Annotated in this window: 17 protein-coding genes and 1 tRNA gene; 13 read left to right on the forward strand and 5 right to left on the reverse strand. The window is 71.1% G+C overall.

All coding sequences use genetic code 11. From position 1 onward, the window contains the following. The first annotated feature begins 45 nt into the window (after nt 1-45). The 6 genes from ACQEV2_RS18125 (at nt 46) to ACQEV2_RS18150 (ending at nt 6,539) form a co-directional block, all read left to right on the forward strand. Nucleotides 46-624, forward strand: coding sequence for a cysteine hydrolase family protein (locus tag ACQEV2_RS18125; RefSeq protein WP_433042071.1), 579 nt, complete (start codon nt 46-48; stop codon nt 622-624). 118 nt (nt 625-742) lie between these two features. Further along, complete coding sequence (locus ACQEV2_RS18130; protein WP_433054548.1) at nt 743-1,372, forward strand: cysteine hydrolase family protein; 630 nt, start codon at nt 743-745, stop codon at nt 1,370-1,372. 182 nt (nt 1,373-1,554) lie between these two features. After that, nucleotides 1,555-2,712: a hypothetical protein gene (locus ACQEV2_RS18135; RefSeq protein WP_433042074.1), complete on the forward strand. Its 1,158-nt coding sequence runs from the start codon at nt 1,555-1,557 to the stop codon at nt 2,710-2,712. 151 nt (nt 2,713-2,863) lie between these two features. Beyond that, nucleotides 2,864-4,123 carry a CynX/NimT family MFS transporter gene (locus ACQEV2_RS18140; RefSeq protein WP_433042077.1) on the forward strand — a complete coding sequence of 420 codons (1,260 nt, stop codon included), beginning with the start codon at nt 2,864-2,866 and terminating at the stop codon, nt 4,121-4,123. Between the two features lie 29 nt (nt 4,124-4,152). Next, nucleotides 4,153-4,228: transfer RNA gene (locus tag ACQEV2_RS18145), tRNA-Arg, on the forward strand. Nucleotides 4,229-4,649: 421 nt separating this feature from the next. Beyond that, nucleotides 4,650-6,539, forward strand: a complete 1,890-nt coding sequence (locus ACQEV2_RS18150) for a propionyl-CoA synthetase (RefSeq protein WP_433054551.1) — start codon at nt 4,650-4,652, stop codon at nt 6,537-6,539. A gap of 217 nt (nt 6,540-6,756) precedes the next feature. Here ACQEV2_RS18150 and ACQEV2_RS18155 read toward each other — a convergent pair whose 3' ends face one another. After that, nucleotides 6,757-7,224 carry a winged helix-turn-helix transcriptional regulator gene (locus ACQEV2_RS18155; RefSeq protein WP_433042080.1) on the reverse strand — a complete coding sequence of 156 codons (468 nt, stop codon included), beginning with the start codon at nt 7,222-7,224 and terminating at the stop codon, nt 6,757-6,759. A gap of 93 nt (nt 7,225-7,317) precedes the next feature. On the opposite strand from ACQEV2_RS18155, the gene ACQEV2_RS18160 reads away from it, so the two are divergent. The 3 genes from ACQEV2_RS18160 to ACQEV2_RS18170 all read left to right on the forward strand — a co-directional run bounded on the left by ACQEV2_RS18160 (nt 7,318) and on the right by ACQEV2_RS18170 (nt 8,984). Continuing rightward, nucleotides 7,318-7,818 carry a PaaI family thioesterase gene (locus ACQEV2_RS18160; RefSeq protein ID WP_433042083.1) on the forward strand — a complete coding sequence of 167 codons (501 nt, stop codon included), beginning with the start codon at nt 7,318-7,320 and terminating at the stop codon, nt 7,816-7,818. 284 nt (nt 7,819-8,102) lie between these two features. Continuing rightward, complete coding sequence (locus ACQEV2_RS18165) at nt 8,103-8,474, forward strand: hypothetical protein (protein ID WP_433042086.1); 372 nt, start codon at nt 8,103-8,105, stop codon at nt 8,472-8,474. A gap of 78 nt (nt 8,475-8,552) precedes the next feature. Further along, nucleotides 8,553-8,984: an SRPBCC family protein gene (locus tag ACQEV2_RS18170; RefSeq protein WP_433042089.1), complete on the forward strand. Its 432-nt coding sequence runs from the start codon at nt 8,553-8,555 to the stop codon at nt 8,982-8,984. A 108-nt stretch (nt 8,985-9,092) separates the two neighbouring features. Here the strand turns inward: ACQEV2_RS18170 and ACQEV2_RS18175 are convergent, their stop codons facing one another. Continuing rightward, nucleotides 9,093-9,920 carry an SAM-dependent methyltransferase gene (locus tag ACQEV2_RS18175; protein WP_433042092.1) on the reverse strand — a complete coding sequence of 276 codons (828 nt, stop codon included), beginning with the start codon at nt 9,918-9,920 and terminating at the stop codon, nt 9,093-9,095. Nucleotides 9,921-10,085: 165 nt separating this feature from the next. Next, a complete protein-coding gene (locus ACQEV2_RS18180; protein WP_433042095.1) occupies nt 10,086-11,288 on the reverse strand; it encodes an MFS transporter in 1,203 nt (400 codons plus the stop codon). A 108-nt stretch (nt 11,289-11,396) separates the two neighbouring features. Between ACQEV2_RS18180 and ACQEV2_RS18185 the strand changes: the two genes are divergently transcribed. The 3 genes from ACQEV2_RS18185 to ACQEV2_RS18195 all read left to right on the forward strand — a co-directional run bounded on the left by ACQEV2_RS18185 (nt 11,397) and on the right by ACQEV2_RS18195 (nt 13,837). Then, nucleotides 11,397-12,389 carry an ArsR family transcriptional regulator gene (locus tag ACQEV2_RS18185; RefSeq protein ID WP_433042098.1) on the forward strand — a complete coding sequence of 331 codons (993 nt, stop codon included), beginning with the start codon at nt 11,397-11,399 and terminating at the stop codon, nt 12,387-12,389. A 9-nt stretch (nt 12,390-12,398) separates the two neighbouring features. After that, nucleotides 12,399-12,902 (forward strand): glutathione peroxidase, encoded by a 504-nt coding sequence (locus ACQEV2_RS18190; RefSeq protein ID WP_433042101.1) that lies wholly within the window; start codon nt 12,399-12,401, stop codon nt 12,900-12,902. Nucleotides 12,903-13,012: 110 nt separating this feature from the next. Further along, nucleotides 13,013-13,837: a MerR family transcriptional regulator gene (locus ACQEV2_RS18195; RefSeq protein WP_433054554.1), complete on the forward strand. Its 825-nt coding sequence runs from the start codon at nt 13,013-13,015 to the stop codon at nt 13,835-13,837. A 107-nt stretch (nt 13,838-13,944) separates the two neighbouring features. On the opposite strand, the gene ACQEV2_RS18200 is transcribed toward ACQEV2_RS18195, so the two are convergent. Beyond that, the gene (locus ACQEV2_RS18200; RefSeq protein ID WP_433042104.1) at nt 13,945-15,807 is read right to left on the reverse strand and encodes an MFS transporter; all 1,863 of its coding nucleotides are present in this window, start codon (nt 15,805-15,807) and stop codon (nt 13,945-13,947) included. A 198-nt stretch (nt 15,808-16,005) separates the two neighbouring features. After that, nucleotides 16,006-18,693, reverse strand: a complete 2,688-nt coding sequence (locus tag ACQEV2_RS18205) for a D-alanyl-D-alanine carboxypeptidase (RefSeq protein WP_433042107.1) — start codon at nt 18,691-18,693, stop codon at nt 16,006-16,008. Between the two features lie 421 nt (nt 18,694-19,114). On the opposite strand from ACQEV2_RS18205, the gene ACQEV2_RS18210 reads away from it, so the two are divergent. Beyond that, on the forward strand, nt 19,115-19,870 hold the full coding sequence (locus ACQEV2_RS18210) for a GOLPH3/VPS74 family protein (protein ID WP_433042110.1): 756 nt from the start codon (nt 19,115-19,117) through the stop codon (nt 19,868-19,870). Nucleotides 19,871-20,128 lie beyond the last annotated feature (258 nt).

The following is a 20,128-nucleotide window of genomic DNA, read 5'->3' on the forward strand; positions in this document are numbered from 1 at the left end:
ACTGTTGAACAACCTGCTCAAGTCCCCGGAACTTGGAGAAGACCTGTGGCAAGCAAGACGCTGCGCGAACTCGGCGGTGCCGACCGCACCCCCGCGACCCTCGCGTCCTCGACGCTCGTCCTCGTCGACTACCAGAACACCTACACCCGCGGTGTGATGGAACTCGACGGCTGGAAGCCCGCCCTGGAAGCGGCGTCGGACCTGCTGTCCCGGGCCCGCCGGGCCGGAGCCGTGGTCATCCACGTCCAGCACGACGGCGGCGAAGGCTCGCCGTACGACATCCGCACCGAGATCGGCGCGATCCACCCCGACGTGGCGCCGATCGACGGTGAGCCCGTGGTCGTCAAGCAGGCGCCGGACGCCTTCCACGGCACCGACCTCGGCAAGCTCGTGGACGAGGCCGGCAACGAGACGGTGATCGTCGCCGGGTTCATGACCCACATGTGCATCGCGTACACGACGGCGTCCGCGGCCCTGCGCGGCAACAGGCCGACCGTCCCCGCGGACGCGTGCGCCACCCGGTCGATCCTGGACGTGTCCGCCGACGAGCTGCACCGCAGTGCGCTGGCGGCCATCGCCGACGCGTACGGCGTCGTCGTCGCGTCCGGGAAGGAGCTGGTCTGACGTGGCGGAACCGGGGCGGAGCAGCGCGTCCCGTCGCGGGTTCCTGAAGGGGGGCGGCACGGCCCTCGTCGGCGGCGCGGCCCTGGTCGGCGGTGCCGCGGTGTTCGGCGCCACCCGTCTGGGCGGCTCCCCCGCGCAGGCCGCGGACGCGGACACGTCGGGCACGACGACGCTGCGCAAGCTCAGCGGCCTGGCCGACAGACCGGCTTCGCTCGCCTCCGCCACCTTGCTCATGGTCGATTACCAGAACACCTACACCCGGGGTGTGATGGAACTGACCGGCTGGCAGGCGGCCCTGGACTCCGCGGCCGAGTTGCTGAGCGCGGCCCGCGAGGCGGGCGGGAAGGTCATCCACATCGTCAATGACGGCGGCGCGGGTTCGCCGTACGACATCCGCCGGCCGATCGGCCGGATCCACGACAGGGTCAGGCCCGCCGACGGTGAGAAGACCGTGGTGAAGAAGGCCCCCAACGCCTTCGTCAACACCGGCCTCGGCAGGCTCGTCGACCAGGCCGGGAACGAGAACCTGGTCATCGCCGGGTTCATGACCCACATGTGCGTGACGTTCACCGCCGAGGGCGCGTTCCTGCGCGGGAACAAGCCCACCGTGGTCGCGGCTGCCTGCGCCACCCGGCCGCTGCCCTCGGTCGGCGGCGGGCTGTCCGCCGAGCAGATCCACGAGAGCGCGCTGGCGACGATCGCCGACCTGTACGGCGTGGTCGTCCCCTCCCCCACCGCGCTGAGCTAGCGCGCCCCGCAGTCCCCCCTCTCCGGCCTCCCTCCAGCCCCACGCTGCCGGAGAGGGACTCCCTCCTCGCATTGCTCCCCGCGTCCCGGCCCTTCGCGGCTCCCGGCGGGTCAGTTCCCCCACACCACCGCTTCCCCCACGGCGGGAACACCTGACGGCCCATTCGTTACGGAGAGCAAGCCATGGCAACACGCCGGACCTTCATCGGCAGCGCGGGCGGCATCGGCGCCGCGACCTTCCTCGGCTATACGGCCGCCCAGCCACCCGCAGCATCCGCCCTCGACGCCGCCCCCGCGGCAGAGGCGGTGAACGCGCAGACCGCGGCCCGGGACTCCCTCCGCGCGGTGAACGCCGCCATGCGCACCAACTACGCGGCGCTGAAAGCCGACTTGGTCAAGAACCTCGGCCCCGTCATCGTCGTGCAGAACGACGCGAAGGGCGGCACCTTCACCCTCATCCACCAGGGCAAGCAGTACGTCGAGCACCCGGTGGCCGAGGAGTTCGAGCTGGCGAAGTCCCTCGCCCATGTGCCGCTCGGGATCTACTCCACGATCGCGGAGTACCTGTCGGACAAGGTCCCGAACGTCGCCAACGCCGACCGGATCGACGCCCACGACCTCTACATGGTGGCGATGAAGGGCCCCGGCACCGACGCCTGGACGGCTCCGCTGCAGGCGTTCGCCGACAAGCTGACCACCGCGAAGAACAACCTCGCCGCGGCGAAGCTGCCGCAGGAGCTGCACAACTCCTGCGCGAAGATCCTCGACGAGGCGCTGACCTTCATCGCCGACTCCCTCCGCGCCCGCGCCTTCGACATCGCCTCGTTCCAGGACTTCGCGCGGCGCGTCTACCCGTCGATCCGGGTGAACATGCAGCACGCCTCCGCGGCACAGATCTCCGGCGTGCAGGGCCTGTGCAGGAAGTGGCGGGCGCAGATCGGCGAGGCCGCCTGGGCCGATCTGTACACGGTGGTGCTGTCGATCTGGACGACGTCGGTGCTGAACCAGGCGGAGATCATCATCAAGCCGATGATGAACCAGAAGAAGGTGAACACCCACCTGATCGACATCCCCACGGCGCAGGTGCCGTCGGACCCGATCGGGGTGGCGCTGGACAACCTGGCGCGGATCGTTCAGGACAACATCGCCGCGGAGCTGGTGTTCGTGTCCGACGCGAAGGTCGCCGACGCCCTGAAGGGCAAGGAGGACCTGCTCTCCGACGAGATCCTGAAGCAGCTCGGCACGACCGTATCTGGCGCGGCCGACGGTGTGGCTGCCGGTGTGGCGTTTCGCGCGGCGGGCAGGGCGAAGTGTCCGGTGAACCACAGCGTGAGCGTCTGACATGGCGTGAGTGACTGACACGGCGTGAACGACTGACACGGCGTGAGCGACTGACCGGAGCCCGACTTGAAAGCCCGGCGGCCCTCTCCTGTGCGGAGGAGGGGGCCGCCGTCACGTCCACGGGGGACCGCACATGCATGGGGGAACACACGTGAACACCAGGCTGTGGCTCATCGCCGGCCTGATTCTGCTGGCCGTCAATCTCCGCGCGGCGATGACCGGAATGCCGCCGCTCATCGGGGACGTACAACAGGCACTCGCCCTGTCCGGCACCCAGGTCGGCGTGCTGGCGACTTCACCGGTGCTGTGCCTGGGCGCCTTCGCCTGGCTCGCGCCCCGGCTGGCCCGCCGGTTCGGGACGCATGCCACCGTGTGCGCCGCCGCCTCGGTCCTGGCGCTCGGCGCCGCCGTGCGCGCGGTTCCGTGGCCGACGGCGCTCTACGCCGGAACGGTGCTGTGCGGCGCCGGTATCGCCGTCGGCAACGTCCTGGTGCCCGCAGTCGTCAAGGACCACTTCGCCGACCGAACCGGCCTGTTCACCGGCCTCACCATGACCCTCATGGCCGTCTCGGGCGCCCTCGCCGCCGGAGCCGCCGTGCCGCTCACTGCCGCAGCCGGATGGCAGTTCGCCCTTGCGGTGTGGGCAGTACCGGCGGTGCCGGCCGCGGTGGTGTGGGGGCTGCTGGCCGCCCCGAGGGCGAGGGCGAGAGCGAGGGCGAGGGCGAGGGCGAGGCCGAGGGCTCAGTCACCCGGCGGATCCTTACTGCGCTGCGCGCTCGCCTGGTGGGTGTCGGCGTTCCTCGGGCTGGTGTCGCTGATGTTCTACGTACTGGTGGCGTGGCTGCCACAGATCATGCAGGCGAGCGGCTACCCACCCGCCCAGGCCGGCCTGATGATGTCGGTGATGCTGACCATCGGCATCCCCCTGGGCTTCGTCGTCCCCCTCGCCGCCGCCCGCATGCGCAGCCAGCGGCCCCTCGTGGTGGCCGTGGTCGTGGCGAAGCCGATCGCCCTCACAGGCCTGCTGCTGGCCCCCACGCACGGCTGGGTATGGGTATGCCTGCTCGGCGCGGCAACCGGCGCCGCCTTCCCCCTCGCCATGACGCTCCTCGGCCTGCGCACGAACAGCCCCCGGACCGCCGCCGCCCTCTCGGCGATGGCCCAGACCACCGGCTACCTCCTGGCCGGCCTCGGCCCGCTGGCCATAGGCCTGCTGCACGACATCACCCACGGCTGGCGCGTACCCCTCACCATCCTGACCGCCCTGGTGGTACCGGAAGCGATCACCGGCCTCCTGGCCGCCCGCCCCGGCCACGTACGCCCCCACGGCCGCCCATCCGATCACCCCCCGCAGATCCCTCCTGACCTGCGGAAACCAGAACCTTCCCACTCTCGATCCCTTATCCGCTAGGCTAGTCGCCGGATCTCGCCGAGATCCTTGCCTTCGTAGCTCAGGGGATAGAGCACCGCTCTCCTAAAGCGGGTGTCGCAGGTTCGAATCCTGCCGGGGGCACCACGCGTTACCCGCCTGACCTTGGGTTTCTCTCCCAGGGAGGCGCTCTGTTCGGCCTCGGACTCCTCGTCCGGGGCCGTTTGCGTGAGCGGACGGGGCGTTGCTCTCCTGGATGTGGTCCGACGGATCAGCGTCGTCCGGCACGGGCTCCGCAGTGATCACGTGCTTGGGCCGGCTCCGCGAGCCGGGGCGGCTCCTTGTAGGTCTCGGTGGTCAGGATCCCGTCCCTACGGCGAAGACGAGACGCTCGCCGACGACGGCGCCCAGGACAGCACTCCTTTGCCGCACCACCGCCATGCCGGTGACCGGGCGACCGGTCACCGGGATCCTGCTCGACCATGTCGGCCGGCATGCGGTACTTGTGTCCGGCACCGTTCTGCACGACGCCACACGTCTGTCCCTCGATGCCACGAAGGAGTGCGCGATGGGAACGTACGAGGATGTCTTCCGCGCCAGCACCGAAGACCCGGAGCGCTTCTGGCTGAAGGCGGCGGAGGCCATCGACTGGGATGTCACCCCGCAGCGCGCCCTGGACTCCTCGGGCGCACCCTTCTACCGCTGGTTTCCCGACGGGCGACTCAACGTCTGCTTCAACGCCCTGGACCGGCACGTCGACGCCGGGCGCGGCGAACAGCCCGCGCTGATCCACGACTCACCCGTGACCGGCACCCGGCGCACCTACACCTACGCACAGCTGAGGGACGAGGTGGCGGCCTTCGCCGGAGCACTCACGCAGCTCGGCGTGGGGCACGGCGACCGTGTGGTCATCTACATGCCGATGGTCCCGGAGGCCGCGATCGCGATGCTGGCCTGCGCACGGATCGGCGCGGTCCACTCGGTCGTCTTCGGCGGGTTCGCTCCGCGCGAGCTCGCCCTCCGTATCGATGACGCGGCCCCCAAGGTGGTCGTCTCCGCCTCCTGCGGCATCGAGGGCAAGCGGGTCATCGCGTACAAGCCCTTGCTCGACCAGGCCATCGAACTCGCCACCCACAAGCCGCAGAAGAGGGTGATCCTGCAACGCCCGCAGGAGCCCGTCGAGTTGGGGTCCGATGATCTCGACTGGGGCGACCTGGTCTCCACCGCACCGCCGGCCGACTGCGTTCCCGTCCCTGCCACGGACCCCCTCTACATCCTCTACACGTCCGGAACGACCGGAAAACCCAAGGGAGTCGTGCGTGACTGCGGCGGCTACGCGGTCGCCCTCCACTGGTCGATGGGCGCCGTCTACGACGTCGGCCCGGGCGAGACGATGTTCACCGGCTCGGACGTCGGCTGGGTCGTCGGGCACTCGTACATCGTCTACGCTCCCCTGCTGGTCGGCGCCACGACGGTCCTGTACGAGGGCAAGCCGGTGGGCACCCCGGACGCGGGCCAGTTCTGGCGTGTTGCCGCCGAGCACCGGGTCAAGACCTTGTTCACCGCGCCCACCGCCTTCCGCGCCATCAGGAAGGAGGACCCGAAGGGCGCCCTCACCGCGGGATACGACCTTTCCCGCCTGCGCTACCTCTTCCTCGCAGGTGAGCGTCTCGATCCCGAGACGTACCAATGGGCGAGTGCCCTCCTGGACATCCCTGTGATCGACCACTGGTGGCAGACCGAGACCGGCTGGCCCATCGTCGCCAACCCCATGGGCATCGAGGCCGCTCCCGTCAAGCCCGGGTCCCCCACCCGCCCGCTGCCCGGCTGGGACGTCCGAGTCCTCGACCCTGCGGGCGATCCGGTGCCCGCGGGCGTCGACGGTGCGATCGTCGTGAAGCTGCCCCTGCCGCCCGGCGCACTCCCCACTCTGTGGAACGACGACGACCGCTACGTCGCCTCCTACCTCTCCGCCTACGAGGGTTACTACCTCACGGGCGACAGCGGCCACATCGACGACGACGGCTACGTCTTCGTCATGGGCCGCACCGACGACGTCATCAACGTCGCCGGCCACCGCCTGTCCACCGGCAGCATGGAAGAGGCGCTGGCCGCCCATCCCGACGTCGCCGAGTGCGCCGTCATCGGCGTGGCCGACCCTCTGAAGGGGCAGGTGCCGCGCGGCTTCGTCGTCCTGAAAGCGGGGATCGACCGCGAACCGAGCGAGGTCGAGGCCGAGCTCGTCCAGCTCGTACGCGAACGCATCGGCGCGGTCGCCTCCCTCAAGGACGTCGCGGTCGTGGCCGCCCTGCCCAAGACCCGCTCGGGGAAGATCCTGCGCAAGACGATGCGCGGTATCGCCGACGGCCACGACGAGCCCATCCCCTCCACCGTGGACGACCCCGGCGTCATCGAGGCCCTGCGCCCTGTCCTCCGCGGCGCCGGCCACACTCCCTGAGGCGGCCGGCCTTCAGAGCGGCCGGCGGTGGTCACCGCGCAAGAACTGGCCTCCGCGGGGCCCGGCCTGCCCGGAAAGGCGAACACCAGGCCGAATGACGCGTGGGACGCTGTATGAGCGGGAGTATGCGCCGATAGGCCCTTGAGCAGGGCTCGCGCGATCGGAGGGGTGGGTCCAGGGTGACGTCGAGCCCCGGCCGCGGTCTCATGCCGACGGCTTACGACCGAAGCCGGGCACCGGGTCCCAGCCTGGCGGTGACTTGCCCAGGAGTGAGCGTGGAATGCCCCTCCGCGCACTCGACGACGACGCGGACCGGAGCGTCGCAGTCGGTGTGGCGAACGTCCAGTACGGGACCGTCGGTGCCGAGGGCGTACGCCTCGCCCCACTGGCTCAGCGCCATCAGGACGGGCCACAGGTCCCAGCCCTTGCGGGTCAGGCGGTACTCGTTGCGGGAGCGGCTGCCCGGCTCCCGGTAGGGGACGGTCTTCAGGATGCCGGCCGCGATCAGCTTCCGGAGGCGGTCGCTGAGGACGGCCTCCGACAGGCCGATGTGGCGGTGGAAGTCGTCGAAGCGGCGGACTCCGTTGACGGCGTCCCGCAGGATCAGCAACGTCCATTTCTCTCCGACCACGTCGAGCGTGCGCTGGACGGGGCAGTTCTCCGTGCTCGCCTCAAGCCACTCCATCCAGCCATCGTAGGCGCCTGACTTCGCCATTGACAGTCAGGCGGGCCGGAAGCTAGCTTCACTTGCAAAAGTCAGATGGGAAGGCGCTCGATCGTGGGACGAACACGTACGTATCACTGGGAAGATCCCGCGATCCTGGCGGAAGCCGCCGGACGCATGGCCGGCATCGACTTCCTGCGCGAGTTGCAGGCAGGGCGACTGCCGGGGCCGCCCATCAACTACGCCATCGACTTCCGCCTGGACGAGGTCGAGCCCGGCAGGGCGGTCTTCTCCCTGACACCGGGAGAGGAGCACTACAACCCGATCGGCAGCGTGCACGGCGGCATCTTCGCCACCCTGCTCGACTCGGCGGCGGGATGCGCCGTCCAGACCACCCTCCCGCAGGGCATGGCGTACACCTCACTCGACCTGACGGTGAAGTTCCTCCGGCGGATCACCGTGGAGACGGGCACGGTGCGCGCCGTCGGCACGGTGGTCAACAAGGGCCGCCAAACCGCCCTCGCCCAGGCGCAGCTGCTCGACGTGAAAGACCGGCTACTCGCCCACGCCACCAGTAGCTGCCTGCTCTTCCCGGTTCCGCCCCCTCAAGGTTGAGCCTCCGACGCGGAGACGTGTGCCCGTGGCGAAGGCCTGGGCCGCCTCACACTCACGGGGCGGCCACACGGGTGGTCCTGCGCCGAGCGCCTCCGCCCGCATGCGGCTTCGTGATGCCTTGGCCGCACAGGGAAATTGGGCCGGCCGCGGGGCCGACGTCCTTGCTCGTTGATCAGACGATCCGGCGTGCCGACGAGCAGATATCAGACATTTGCGCATTAACCTCTCGTCACCTTATGACGTGGCGGATCGCTCACGCGTCCGCTTCAACGCTCGGAGAAGACATGCGCAAGCCTCGCAAGACCGCTGTCGTGGCCGTCCTCCTCACTGCCCTCGGCTTCCTCGGCGCCGGCACGAGCACCGCCTACGCCGACGGACACGGACACAAGCACGGACACAAGCAGGGACACAAGCAGGGACACAAGCAGGGGCACAAGCACGGGCACAAGGACCGCAGCAAAGAGAGCCAGACGCTCGTCATCAGCCAGAGCACCTCATGCAGCACGACCGAAGAGAACGTCGTCGTACACGGCCAGTACGGGTTCCAGAACGGCCGTGAGGGCAACCGGTCCAACGGCGAGGGCTCGCCCGGCTCGCAGACCACCGTCCTCGGCTCGACCCAGGGCTGCAACAACACCGTCGTCCTCGGCAGGTAGCTCACCTCCGACAAGACATCCCGGGGCACACTGGAAACAGAAGGTCATGGCGTCATGAGCCGGACGTGGAGGTGGGCCATGAGCACCCTCGAAGAACACGTGGATGTCGGAGTTCCGATCGACCGGGCCTGGGACAGCCTTCACCAGGTGGAGAACTATCCGCGCTTCCTGGCAGGGGTGCGCGAGGCCCGGGCGGAGGAGAGCGGTCGGGCGCGGCTGGGCGTCGAGGCCGGGGGGCGGGCCCGGGAGCTCGAGGCCCGGGTTTCCGACCGGGCGGGGGAACGCGTGCTGGAGTGGCGTACCACGGGCGATCCGGAGCTGGCGGGATCCTTCTCGCTGCTGCCGATCGACGACGATCACACCCGAGTTCAGGCGCGGCTCGAGTACGACCCCGGCACGGTCAGGGAGACCTTCGGCGGGCCGAGGGGGTTCGCCCAGGCGAACGCGATCGAGCGGCTCGTCCGCAGCGATCTCGAGCAGTTCAAGGAGTACGTGGAGCAGGGGCGGTGACGGGCACGCGAAGCGAGCGGCGCACAAGCGGTACGGCGACCCGCACCCGCCGCTGGTCCCCGCTCCTGATCCCCGCTCCTGATCCCCGCCCCTGATCGCCCCGGCCCGTCAGGGCTTGCGGCCCACCCCGCAGTACGCGTCGACCGCGGCCGTCGCCGGGTCCGTCGGGCCGTGGGTGTCGGGGCGCCACTCGGGTACCTGGACGAGGCCCGGGTCCACCAGGTCGAGGCCGTCGAAGAACGCGGCGATCTCGCCGATGCTGCGCACGTGGTACGGCACGGCGCCGCTCGCGTTGTACGCCTCGGACGCGGCGATCATGCCCTCGCTGGTGGCCGTGCTGTCGCTGATCACCAGGTGGCTGCCCGAGGGGAGGCCGGCCAGGAGACGGCGTACCAGGCCGCGGGCCTGGTCGTGGTCGGCGACGTGGCCGAGCGTGTTGAGGATCATCAGGGCGACCGGGCGGGAGAGGTCGAGCGTGCCCGCGGCGGCCTCCAGGACGCCCTCGGGGTCGTACAGGTCGGCGTCCAGGAAGGTCGCCATGCCCTCGGGGGTGCTGGTGAGCAGGGCGCTCGCGTGGGCCAGGACGATGGGGTCGTTGTCGACGTACACGATCCGGGCGTCCGGCGCCACGCGCTGGGCGACCTGGTGGGTGTTGTCGGCGGTCGGCAGACCGGTGCCGATGTCCAGGAACTGCCGTATGCCCGCCTCACCGGCCAGATGGCGTACGGCGCGGCTCAGGAACTGGCGGCTGGTGACGGCCACGTCGACCAGGCCGGGGAAGATCTCCTTGATCTCGTCCCCGATCCGCCGGTCGACCTCGTAGTGGTCCTTGCCGCCGACGAAGTAGTTCCAGAAGCGCGCCGAGTGCGGCTTGGAGGTGTCGATCCGGGCCCGCGTCCGGGCGGTGGCGCCGAGAGGGGTGTCGGGGTCGGGCACGGTGGCCTCCTGGGGATCGGGGCGAGTCGTCGCCGGTGGTCAAATCCGCAACCAACCTAGGTGAACTCCCGTTGTAGAAGGGCGAGTTGGCGCGGATACGCCTCACGCGCCGTGATGTTTTGGCCATTCCCGCGGGGAGGGCCAGGGGAGCGGCGGACCCGGGTGTCACCGTCCCCCCGAGCCCTCCGTGGCCACGAGCCCGCCTTCCTCCGCGTGCCGACGGCTCGCTGCCGCCAACGTCAGCGTCACCGCGATCGACGCGGCCGCCATCACCGTCATCGCCGTCGCCGGAGAGGTGAGTTGGGCCACGGAACCCGCCAGCGCCGCGCTCACCCCCTGCATCGTGAGCATCCCGGAGCCGTGCAACCCCAGGGCGTGACCGCCGAGTTCGTCGGGGGTCAGGGCCATCAGCCGCTCCTGCTGGACGAGGCTCGCGCCGAAGCCGACCGAGGCCACCGCCGCGGCGACGGCCGCCGACGGCACCGCCGGGCGCAGCGCGAAGAACAGATACGGGGTGGCCAGCAGGAGCAGCAGCGGTACGCCGAGCCGTGGGCGCAGCGCGGGCGGCACCAGACGGCCCACCGTGACATCGCCGACGAGCATCCCCAGCGCCGCGCAGGCGAACAGCGTGCCCGCCGCGTCCGGGGCGTAGGAGACGTAGAGGGACTCGCAGCCGACGATCAGGCCGTTGGGGATCCACAGGGCGAGGAAGGCGAGGCGGCGAGGGCGCGAGGACCACAGCAGGGCGTTGGTGTGCCAGGTCGCCGCGATCGACGGGCGGCCCTGGGCGCGGGGCGGACGGGCGGTGAGGCGGAGGCGGAGGATCGCCGCCGCCACCCCGTACAGCGCCGCCGCCAGCAGCAGCGACAGGCGCGGCGACAGCAACGCCACCAGGACGCCGCCCGTCGCGTACCCGGTGATCTGGGCGATCCCGGCCATCATGTTGAAGACCGAACGCCCCAGCAGGAAGCCGTCCTTGGTGAGGATCTCGTTCACCAGGCCCCAGCGGACTCCCCCGCCGAGCGAGGCGACCAGTCCCTGTCCGAGGATGACGAGGAAGACCGTCCAGAGGGGCAGTGCGGGAAGCGCGAGGACCGCCGTGCTGGCGGCGAAGACGAGGGAGATCCAGGTCAGCGCGGACCGCGGGGGCAGCCGGTCGGCGCCGGACAGCAGGAAGGTCGCCCCGAGCACCTGCGCCAGCGACGGGCCGAACATGCTCACCGCCGACAGCAGCGGCGAGTCCGTGGCCCGGAACACCAGGGTGCCAAGAGCGAGACCGCTGATCGTCTGGGCCAGGACGTTGGCCGAGGAGGCGAGGAAGAGGGGGGTGAACTCCGGGCTGCGGAAAAGCTGTCGGTAGCTGCGCATGCGCGGAGTCTGCGGCGGCCGGTAATAGGGTCGTTATTGTTTCGCCGGGGCGCGAAAGGTCGCGGGGAGGACGGGGCGGCCCAGGGGCGGGAGCGGGCTGGAGGACTCATGGGCTGGTGGCAGATCAACGCCGACACCCTCGCCGGAAGCCGGTTCGTGCTCTCCCCGCTCGCCGAGACCTTCGCCGCGCTGAAGCTGCTGCACTCGGCCGCCGCCGCCCACCCCGGCGAACGCGCCTGGCTGGACGCCCATCTGCCCGGTTACCGGGCCCGGCTGGCCGCCGACCCGGTCACCGCGCGGCTGGTGCGGGCCGGGGTCGGAAAGGACTGGATCGCCGACTTCCTCACCCCGACCCCGAAGGACGGGGAGACCTTCGAGGAGGGCCTCGCACGCGTGCGCACGGCCGACCCCCAGGCGGCCCGCGCCCACCTCGCCGTCTCCCTCGCCGGGCCCCTCCCCGCCGTACTGGCCCGCGACGACCTGCCCGAACGCGCCGCCGCGCTCCTCTCGTACGTCTGGACGGAGACCGTACGCCCCGACTGGGCCCGGCGCCGGCGCGTCCTGGAGGCCGACGTGGTCGCGCGGACCACGCAGGTGAGCCGGGGCGGCTGGGCGGCCGTACTGGCCTCGCTGCGGCCGGGGCGCACGCGCTGGCTCGGCGACAACCGGCTCCAGGTGAACCTGCACGAGTACCCGCCCCGCGAGATCTCCGGCGCCGAACTCGTCTTCGTGCCGGTCACGACGAAGGGGGGCTGGGTGTCCTGGGAGGAGCCGGACCGGTACGCCGTCGTCTACGCGTGCGCGGGAGCATTGGCCGACCCCGGGGCGCGGGCGGTTCCCGCGAGTCTCGGCGCGCTGCTGGGGGCCGCGCGCGCCGCGGTGCTCGTCCTCCTCGACTCCCCTCTCAGCACCACCCAGCTGGTCGCCGTGACCGGGCAGGGGCTGGGCTCGGTCGGCCGGCATCTGCGGGTGCTGCTGGACGCGGGGCTGGTGGAGCGGCGGCGGGCGGGGCGGTCGGTGCTGTACTCGCGTACGGCGGCCGGGGAGGTGCTCGTGAAGGCGGCGGGACCGGGATCCGGGTCCGGCACCTACCGGAGCTAGCATCCGCTTATGACTGCTGACACGAACGCATCCCCCCTCGACGTCGAGATCGGCGCCCTCCAGGGCGGCCCCGCCAACCTCTCCCAGTACGCCGGCAAGGCCGTACTCGTCGTGAACGTGGCCTCCAAGTGCGGCCTCACCCCGCAATACACGGGCCTGGAGAAGCTCCAGGAGCAGTACGCGGAGCGTGGCTTCACCGTGCTCGGCGTGCCCTGCAACCAGTTCCTCGGGCAGGAGCCCGGCAGCGCCGAGGAGATCGCCGAGTTCTGCTCGGCGACGTACGGCGTGACCTTCCCGATGACCGAGAAGGTCGAGGTGAACGGCGAGGGCCGGCACCCGCTGTACGAGCGGCTCGTCGGCTTCGCCGACGCCGAGGGGCACAGCGGTGACATCCGCTGGAACTTCGAGAAGTTCCTGATCGGCCGGGACGGCAAGGTCGTCGCCCGCTTCTCGCCGCAGACCGAGCCGGAGGCGGCGGAGCTCGTGTCGGCGGTCGAGGGCGCGCTCGCCTGACCGGCGTTGACCTTGCCCCAGGGGCAGGGCCGACCGTTCTTCGCACCGGGCGGAAGAGCCGCCCGGTGACGGAGGATGAGGCCGTGGACGACGAACTGCTCACCATCGGTATGTTCGCCGCGCGCGCCAGGCTGTCGGCCAAGGCACTGCGCCTGTACGACCGCCTGGGGCTGCTGGCTCCCGCGCACGTCGACGAGCTCAACGGCTACCGCTACTACCGCGCCGACCAGATCGAACGCGCCCGCCTCGTGGCACTCCTACGCCAGCTGGACATGCCGCTCGCCCGGGTCGCCGAGGTCGTCGAGGCACCGGACGGGGCCGCGGCCGCCGACCGGCTCGCCGCGTACTGGGCGGACGTCGAGGCGCGGGTGGCGGGGCAGCGCACGCTCGCCGAGTACCTCCGTGGACGACTGTCGGGGAGGAGCTCCGAGATGTACGGGAAGTTCGTGGTCGAGACGGTGGACGTGCCCGAGCAGGTGCTGATCACCGAGATGCGACATGTGCTGGCGGGTGAGCTGCCGGCCTGGATCGGCGCGTCCCTGGGACGCCTGGAGGAGGCGGCGAAGGAGTGCGGCGGCATCACGGCACCGCCGTTCGTCGTGTACCACTCCGACGTGTCGATGGAGAGCGACGGGCCCGCCGAGTCCTGCGTGCCGGTGGCCGACGAGGCGGCGGCCCGGGCGTGGGTGGAGAAGCAGGGCCGTACGCGCGAGACGAAGGTGCGCGTGGAGCCGGCCCAGCGGCTGGCCTACACCCGGATCACCAAGGCCCAGGTGGCCCATCCGCAGATCCTGGCCGCCTTCGAGGCGGTCGAGGAGTGGATCCCGCAGCACGGGCTGTGGCAGGCGGGCCCGTGCCGGGAAATCTACTTCGCGGACTGGGACGCGGCGGGGGCCGAGGATCCGGTGTGTGACGTGGCGTTTCCGGTGAAGTGACCGGGGTTTCCGGTGACGGGTCCGGCGTTTCCGGTGACGGTATCGGCGTTTCCGGTGACGGGGACCAGGGTTTCCGGTGACAGGACCGGGCCGAGCTGCGCCGGGGCTCACCCCTGGCGCAGTTCCTCCGGGCAGGGCGTCCCGCGCGGCACCCCGTAGGGCGCCGCCAGGCGGTAGGTGCCGGCCTTCGGGGCCAGCAGCATCGTCCACTGGTCGCCGAAGGCGTCCTCCTCCGTCTCCATCAGGCAGCCGTTGACGTTGTCGTACGACTTCGGCTCGTCGTCGGGACGGTTCTTGGACGCCTCCGTCTCCTGCGGGGGGTCCAGCTTCTTGCCCTCGGCGTCGACGATGCTCAGCCAGGGCGAGTAGGGGATGCGGATGAGGACGCGGCCCGGCTTGCTCACCCGCATCGTCATCTCGCCCTGCTCGGCCCGCTCGACGACCGCGTTCGGCTCGGCGAGCGGCGCCGGGTGGGTCACCTCGAACAGCTGCCAGTTGGCGTCGCCCCACACCTGCCTGAGGTACGGCATGCCGCGCTGCACCAGCTCCCGCTCACGCTCCGCCGCCGAGGGGTCCGGCTCGTCCTTGGGCAGGACCACGAAGTGCACGGCCCAGCGCTTGAGCCACTCGTAGTAGTTCGCCGAGTTGAGGGTGCCGTCGTAGAAGAGCTGGTTGCGCTTCATGTCGGCCTGTCGGTTCCAGCCACGGGCCAGATTGACGTACGGCGCGAGGGCGGCGGCCTCGCGGTGGGAGCGGGCCGGGACCACCTCGACGCGGCCCTTCTCGGCGCCGACCTCCTGGAGCTCGTTGACCAGCGGCGCCAGGTCGCGGGCCCAGGACGCCTCGGGGGCGGCGTGGATGATGTCGTCGACCGTCTTGTAGCCGATCCAGCCGGCGAAGGTGAGCAGGGCCAGCACGCCCGTGTACCACTTGCGCGAGCGCGGCACCGTGAAGGGCAGCGCGGCCACCAGGGTCATCCCGCCGAAGAGCATCGCCAGGCGCGTGATGTTGGAGCCGATCTGCGAGCTGATCACCCACACCAGGACGACCGCCAGGCCGTAGACCGCGGACACCAGCCGGACCGTCTTCCACTCCTCGGGGACGATCACGAAGATCGCCACCGCGAGCAGCAGCGGCAGGATCACCGAGCCGATCACCATCGGCTGGGTGCCGGAGAAGGGGAACAGCCACGCCGACACGGCCACGACCGCGGCCGGCGCGAGGCCCAGCGCCCACGCGCCCGGCCGCCGCTTCTGCAGGAACAGCGCCACCGCCACGAAGCCGACGAACAGGCCGGCCACCGGTGACGCCATGGTGGCGAGCGCGGCCAGCGGGGCCGCGCACAGGGCCTTCGCCCACCGTTTGTAGCGCCAGCGGTACGGCCAGCAGAACACGACGGCGACCGCGCCCAGCGCGAACATCATGCCCAGGCCGAAGGTGACGCGCCCGGAGATCGCGTTGCAGGTCAGCCCGAAGACCCCGGCGAGCGCCGCCCACAGCGGGTTCTTCACCGAGCGGCTGCGGAGGAGGATCAGCGTCAGCAGACCGGCCGAGATCGTCCCCGCGATCATCATCGTCGTACGGACACCGAGCACCGACATCAGATACGGCGACACCACGCTGTACGACACCGGGTGCATCCCGCCGTACCAGGCCAGGTTGTACGCCGAGTCCGGGTGCCGGCCGACGAACTCGGCCCATGCGTCCTGGGCCGCGAGGTCGCCGCCGCTGCTTGCGAACGTGAAGAACCAGACGACGTGGAGGAGTCCGGCCAGGGCCGTGATCGACAGCACCGGGTGGCGCAGCAGACGCTCACGCAGGGCGAGGGCGGCGGCGGTCAGACGCGACGGGGGTCTGTCCTCCGGACTGCTCTGACGGTCTCCCTGGCGCGGCGCGGGCACGCGTATTCGCGGACCGGCTCCCCGTCCAGGATCGGCGTCGTCGGCGCGTGTCGGCTCCGCAGTGGCCACTTGTGAGGCACTCCCCGTGCTGTCCCGTCTTCTGTTCTGGCCGCGTCCCGTGTCCCGCGTGTTGTCGGCTCAGACCCTGAAGGTTCTCCGGCCGTGCCTTGTGAGCGACGACCTGCCCGTTTCGTGACGCTAGCACGCACCCCGCCGGGCGGCTCCTCCGGCGGGATGCGTGCTGGGTGTGGTTCGGCTGCCGGTGGGTCAGAGGACCCGGGTCAGCTTCTGGGTGAAGCCGGGTTCCGTGAGGTCCGTCTGGAGGGCCACCGGCACCTTGACCGCGCCGCTGGTGCCGTCACCGACGGTGAGCGTGCCCACCTTGGTGCCGGCCTTCGCGGTGTGCGGGACGTCGTCGGCGTCGAACGACAGTTTCACCTCGAAGCCGGGCCAGCCGACGGCGGTGACGTCCTCGGTGAGCACGACCGGGGTGTGGCCGCCGAGGCCGTCGTCGACGTATCCGACGACGTCGCCCTTCTTGAGGATCTTCGCCGAGGTCAGCTCGTCCTGGGCGGCCAGCATCGCGGTCTTGCTGACGTCGTTCACCGTCTGGATGATCGGCGACTTGTGCTGGCCGAGGATGGCGCCGACGAGCGTCACGGTCTCGCCGCCGACCTCCTTGCGGGCGGCGAAGAGAAGGTTGCCGCCGGCCGCGGTGGTGGTGCCCGTCTTGATGCCGATGGCACCGTTGTAGGGGACGAGATAGTTGTAGTTGTAGTGCTTCTTCCCGGACGGATCGATCCACTGCCCCATGGCCGTGATCTCCATCAGGGCCGGGATCTTGACGAGCTCGTTGCCCAGCTTCACCTGGTCCTCGGCGGTGGAGACGGTGCTCTCCTTCAGGCCCGAGGCGTCGGTGTACGTCGTGTTGGTCATGCCGAGTTCCTTGGCGGTGGCGTTCATCTTCTCGATGAACGCCTTCTCGGTTCCGGCGTCCCAACGGGCCAACAGGCGGGCGATGTTGTTCGCGGACGGGATCATGATGGCCGCGATCGCGTCGTGCAGGGTGATGACGTCACCCTCCTTGACGGTGTTGAGGGTGGACTCGCCGTCCTTGTCGTAGCCGCCCTCCTTCTCCGCCAGGGCGTCGATCTTGATCTTCTCGCCGTCCTGGCCCGCCTTCAGCGGGTGGTCCTTGAGGACGACGTACGCGGTCATGGCCTTGGCGACGGAGCCGATGGCGACCGGGGTCTGCTTGCCGAAGTTCCCCATCGTGCCGATGCCGTTGACGTCCATCCAGCCCTGGCCCTCGCCGGGCCAGGGGAGGGCCGCCTTGGTGCCGTCGAAGGCGTACGACTCCTCCGCGGTGAGGGCGAGGGTGGGGGTGGGCAGGGGGCGTACGGCCTGCGCGATCGCAAAGATGATCGCGAGGAGCAGGACCAGGGGGGTCCAGATCTTGACCCGCCGGATGAGCGTGCGGACGGGGGTGTCCGGGGGCGGGGGGGTGTTCGTCAGCTCGGCGAGCAGGTCCAGCGGGGGCTTGGGGGGCAGGGGCTGCTGGGTGGTGCGCTCGGGGCCGACCTGGGGGATGGCGGCGGTGACGTCGGGGGGCGGGGCGGGGGCCTTCGGCGTGGCGCCGGGGGCGGAGGCCTTCGGCGCGGCGCTGGGGGCCTTCTGGGTGCCCGGGGTTTCGGGGGTCTTCGGGGTGTCCGGGCGGATGTCCGGCTTGAGTGCGACGAACTTGCTGGTGCGCTCGGCGGGGGCCTCGGGCTGCTTGGGGGCCTTCAGCATGGTGGTGGGCTGGTCGACGTGGGGCTTGGGGCGTACGGCCTTGAAGACGGCGGTCGGCTGATCGACGGCCTCGGCTTCGCCTTCGGCCTTGGTGTTCCCACCCGCACCACCCGTGCGGCTCTCGTCGCCGGGTGCGGGTGGCCCCTGCGGGGCGGACTCGCCGTCGGCGGGTGCGGGTGCGTCGGCGGGGTCGGTGGCTTCGGGTGCGCCGGCCGGTGCGTCGGCCTGTGCGTTGTCGGGTTCGGTGGCGGGTTCGGTGGCGGCGGGGGTGTCCTCAGCAGCAGTGCCGTCGCCAGCGGCGGTGTCGTCGGCAGGGGCGTCGTCAGCGGCGACGTCTGCGCCGACCGCGGCGTCCTCGACGTCCTGGGCGTCCTGGGCGTCCTCGACGGCGGCAACCTCGGGGGACGCGTTCGAGCCCTCACGGGCAGCCTTGGCCGCCGCGGAAGCCTCATCGGCGCCGGAAGCCCCGGCAGGCTCGGCGTCGGTGGCCTTGTCGGATGCCTCCGTGTCGCCCCCGGCCTTCGCCGAGCTGTCGGCCTTCGGTGCCGTGTCGGCGCCCTTGCCGCCCACGTCGTCACCGTCGTCGGAAGCGGAGACCGCAGCAGCGTCCTCCGCGAAGCCGGAGCCGGCACCATCGGCGTCCGCCCCGGAGCCCTCGGCCTGGTCGCGCGCGTCGGCCGCCTCGGCGCCCTCGTCCGCCGTGTCCGAGGAAGCCACCCAGGCCGCCACAGCCGCCCTCAACCGGTCATCACCCGACGCATCGGCATCGTCACCCTTGCCCGACGCCCCGGAGCCGGCCCCGTCCACGGCGCCCTGCACACTCTCGGCTTCCGCCACATCGGCGCCGTCAGCCTCGGCCTCCGCGCCCACGTCCCCGGAGTCCACAGCCGACCCGCCCGCGTCCTCGGCCACCGCGTTCCCGTCCCCGGCACTCTGGACCACCGCGTCCGCGCCCCCGGCCTTCCCGCCCCCGGCACCCCGGGCCACGGCGTCGGCCTCCCCGGCTCCCGCCTCCGCCTCGGCCCTGGCCAGTTCCGCTCGGACGGCCTCCAGTTCGCGGCGCGACAGTACGCGGGTCGCCGTGTCCACGCCGCCGTGGGACTCGGTGGGCCGGCCCCGGAGCGAGGTACTCGGGCCCTGGGGCGAGGCGCTCTCGCGGGCCATGGCCAGGCGAGGGTCACGTGTCCCGGGCACGTCGGTCCGGGATCGGGGCGCGTCGGTCTGTGCGGGGACGGCCGGTTCGGGCCTGGACTCGGGAACCGGATTCGCGCTCCCCGACGTCGGTTCTGCCGACGACTCGCGCTGCTTCGACCTGTCGGGGGACTCGCCCGCCACCGATGCCTCCTCCATGTGCCCCGCACGCTCCGCGTGCGTCTGCCGAACCGTGAGCCGTCGCCCGGACACCGCGCCCGTGCGCCCCCGTGCCGCTGTCCGAACCATGTACCAGTGTCCTGTGCGCGGCCCTCTGCTCCTGCGGTAGACGAGAACGACATACCTACCGGTTCCCTCACGAACCGGTCACGCACCCTCGACAGACCAATGTGAGAGGGGTCACCCTGTCATTCATCCACGCGGGGAGGCATGGATGGGCAGGAGCCGCAGAACACTTCCGGAGGAGCTTCTGCTGCTGGCGTTGGACCCGGCCACGGGAACCACCGCACAGCCGCAGTCGCTCGACCTCGGTCTGGCCGGAGCACAGCTAGTGGAGCTGGCGCTGGCCGGACGGATAGCCCCAGACGGGGATCGTATCGCCGTGGTAGTACCACGGCCGACTGGAGATCCGACACTGGACTGCGCGTTGGAGTTGCTGCGAAGGCGTGGCGCTCCCGTGCGGGCAGTGAACTGGATTGGCGGGCCCCGGCTGGGGCTGCGCCAGACCTACCTCTCGCATCTGGAGCGGTGCGGCATGGTGCATGCCGTGGCGGGCCAGATGTGCGGAGTGCTGCCGACGACTCGTTACCAGGCGACCGACAACGCCATCAGCCGGGAGATCAGGGCCCGGCTGGATTCAGCGATCCGCACCGGCGTACCGCCGGACCCGCGGACCGCGGCGCTCGCCGCCCTGGCACACGCGGTCGGCCTCGGCAAGCATCTGTATCCGGGGAACGAGGGGCGTTCGTCCCGGTCCCGGTTGCGGGATCTGATCAGGCATGACCCCATGGGCGGTCTCGTCGCGCACGCCGTGATGGACGTCCAGAACGGCGTGGCGGCCCAGCCGCGCCGCAGCCCGGCCCCGGCCGGCCGTCAGGCCGCCCCCGGAGGCAGGGCCGCAGCGGAACCCGCCCGTGGCGTTCCGGTGCAGCCGCGCCGCGGATCCATGGCGCGCGTCGTGGCCCACTGAGCCGCAGTCCCACGACCGCACCACCGGAGCCGTTGCACGACGGGTTCGACTCGCTCGACTGGTTCGACTGGTTCGACTGGTTCGACCAGGCACTACACGCTTCGCACGCTTCACATCTCCATACGCTCCACACGCACACCGAGCGCCGCGCCGCAGTCCCCCAAGACCCGGTTCGGGAGCCGCTGGTCCGCGCGGGGCGACGGGACCGTACGTCCGTACCCACGGACGGGGACAAACGGTTCCGCCGCCCCGCGCGGC

It is taken from the genome of Streptomyces sp. CA-251387 (assembly GCF_050936625.1).
In the GTDB taxonomy this organism is placed as follows: Bacteria; Actinomycetota; Actinomycetes; order Streptomycetales; family Streptomycetaceae; genus Streptomyces.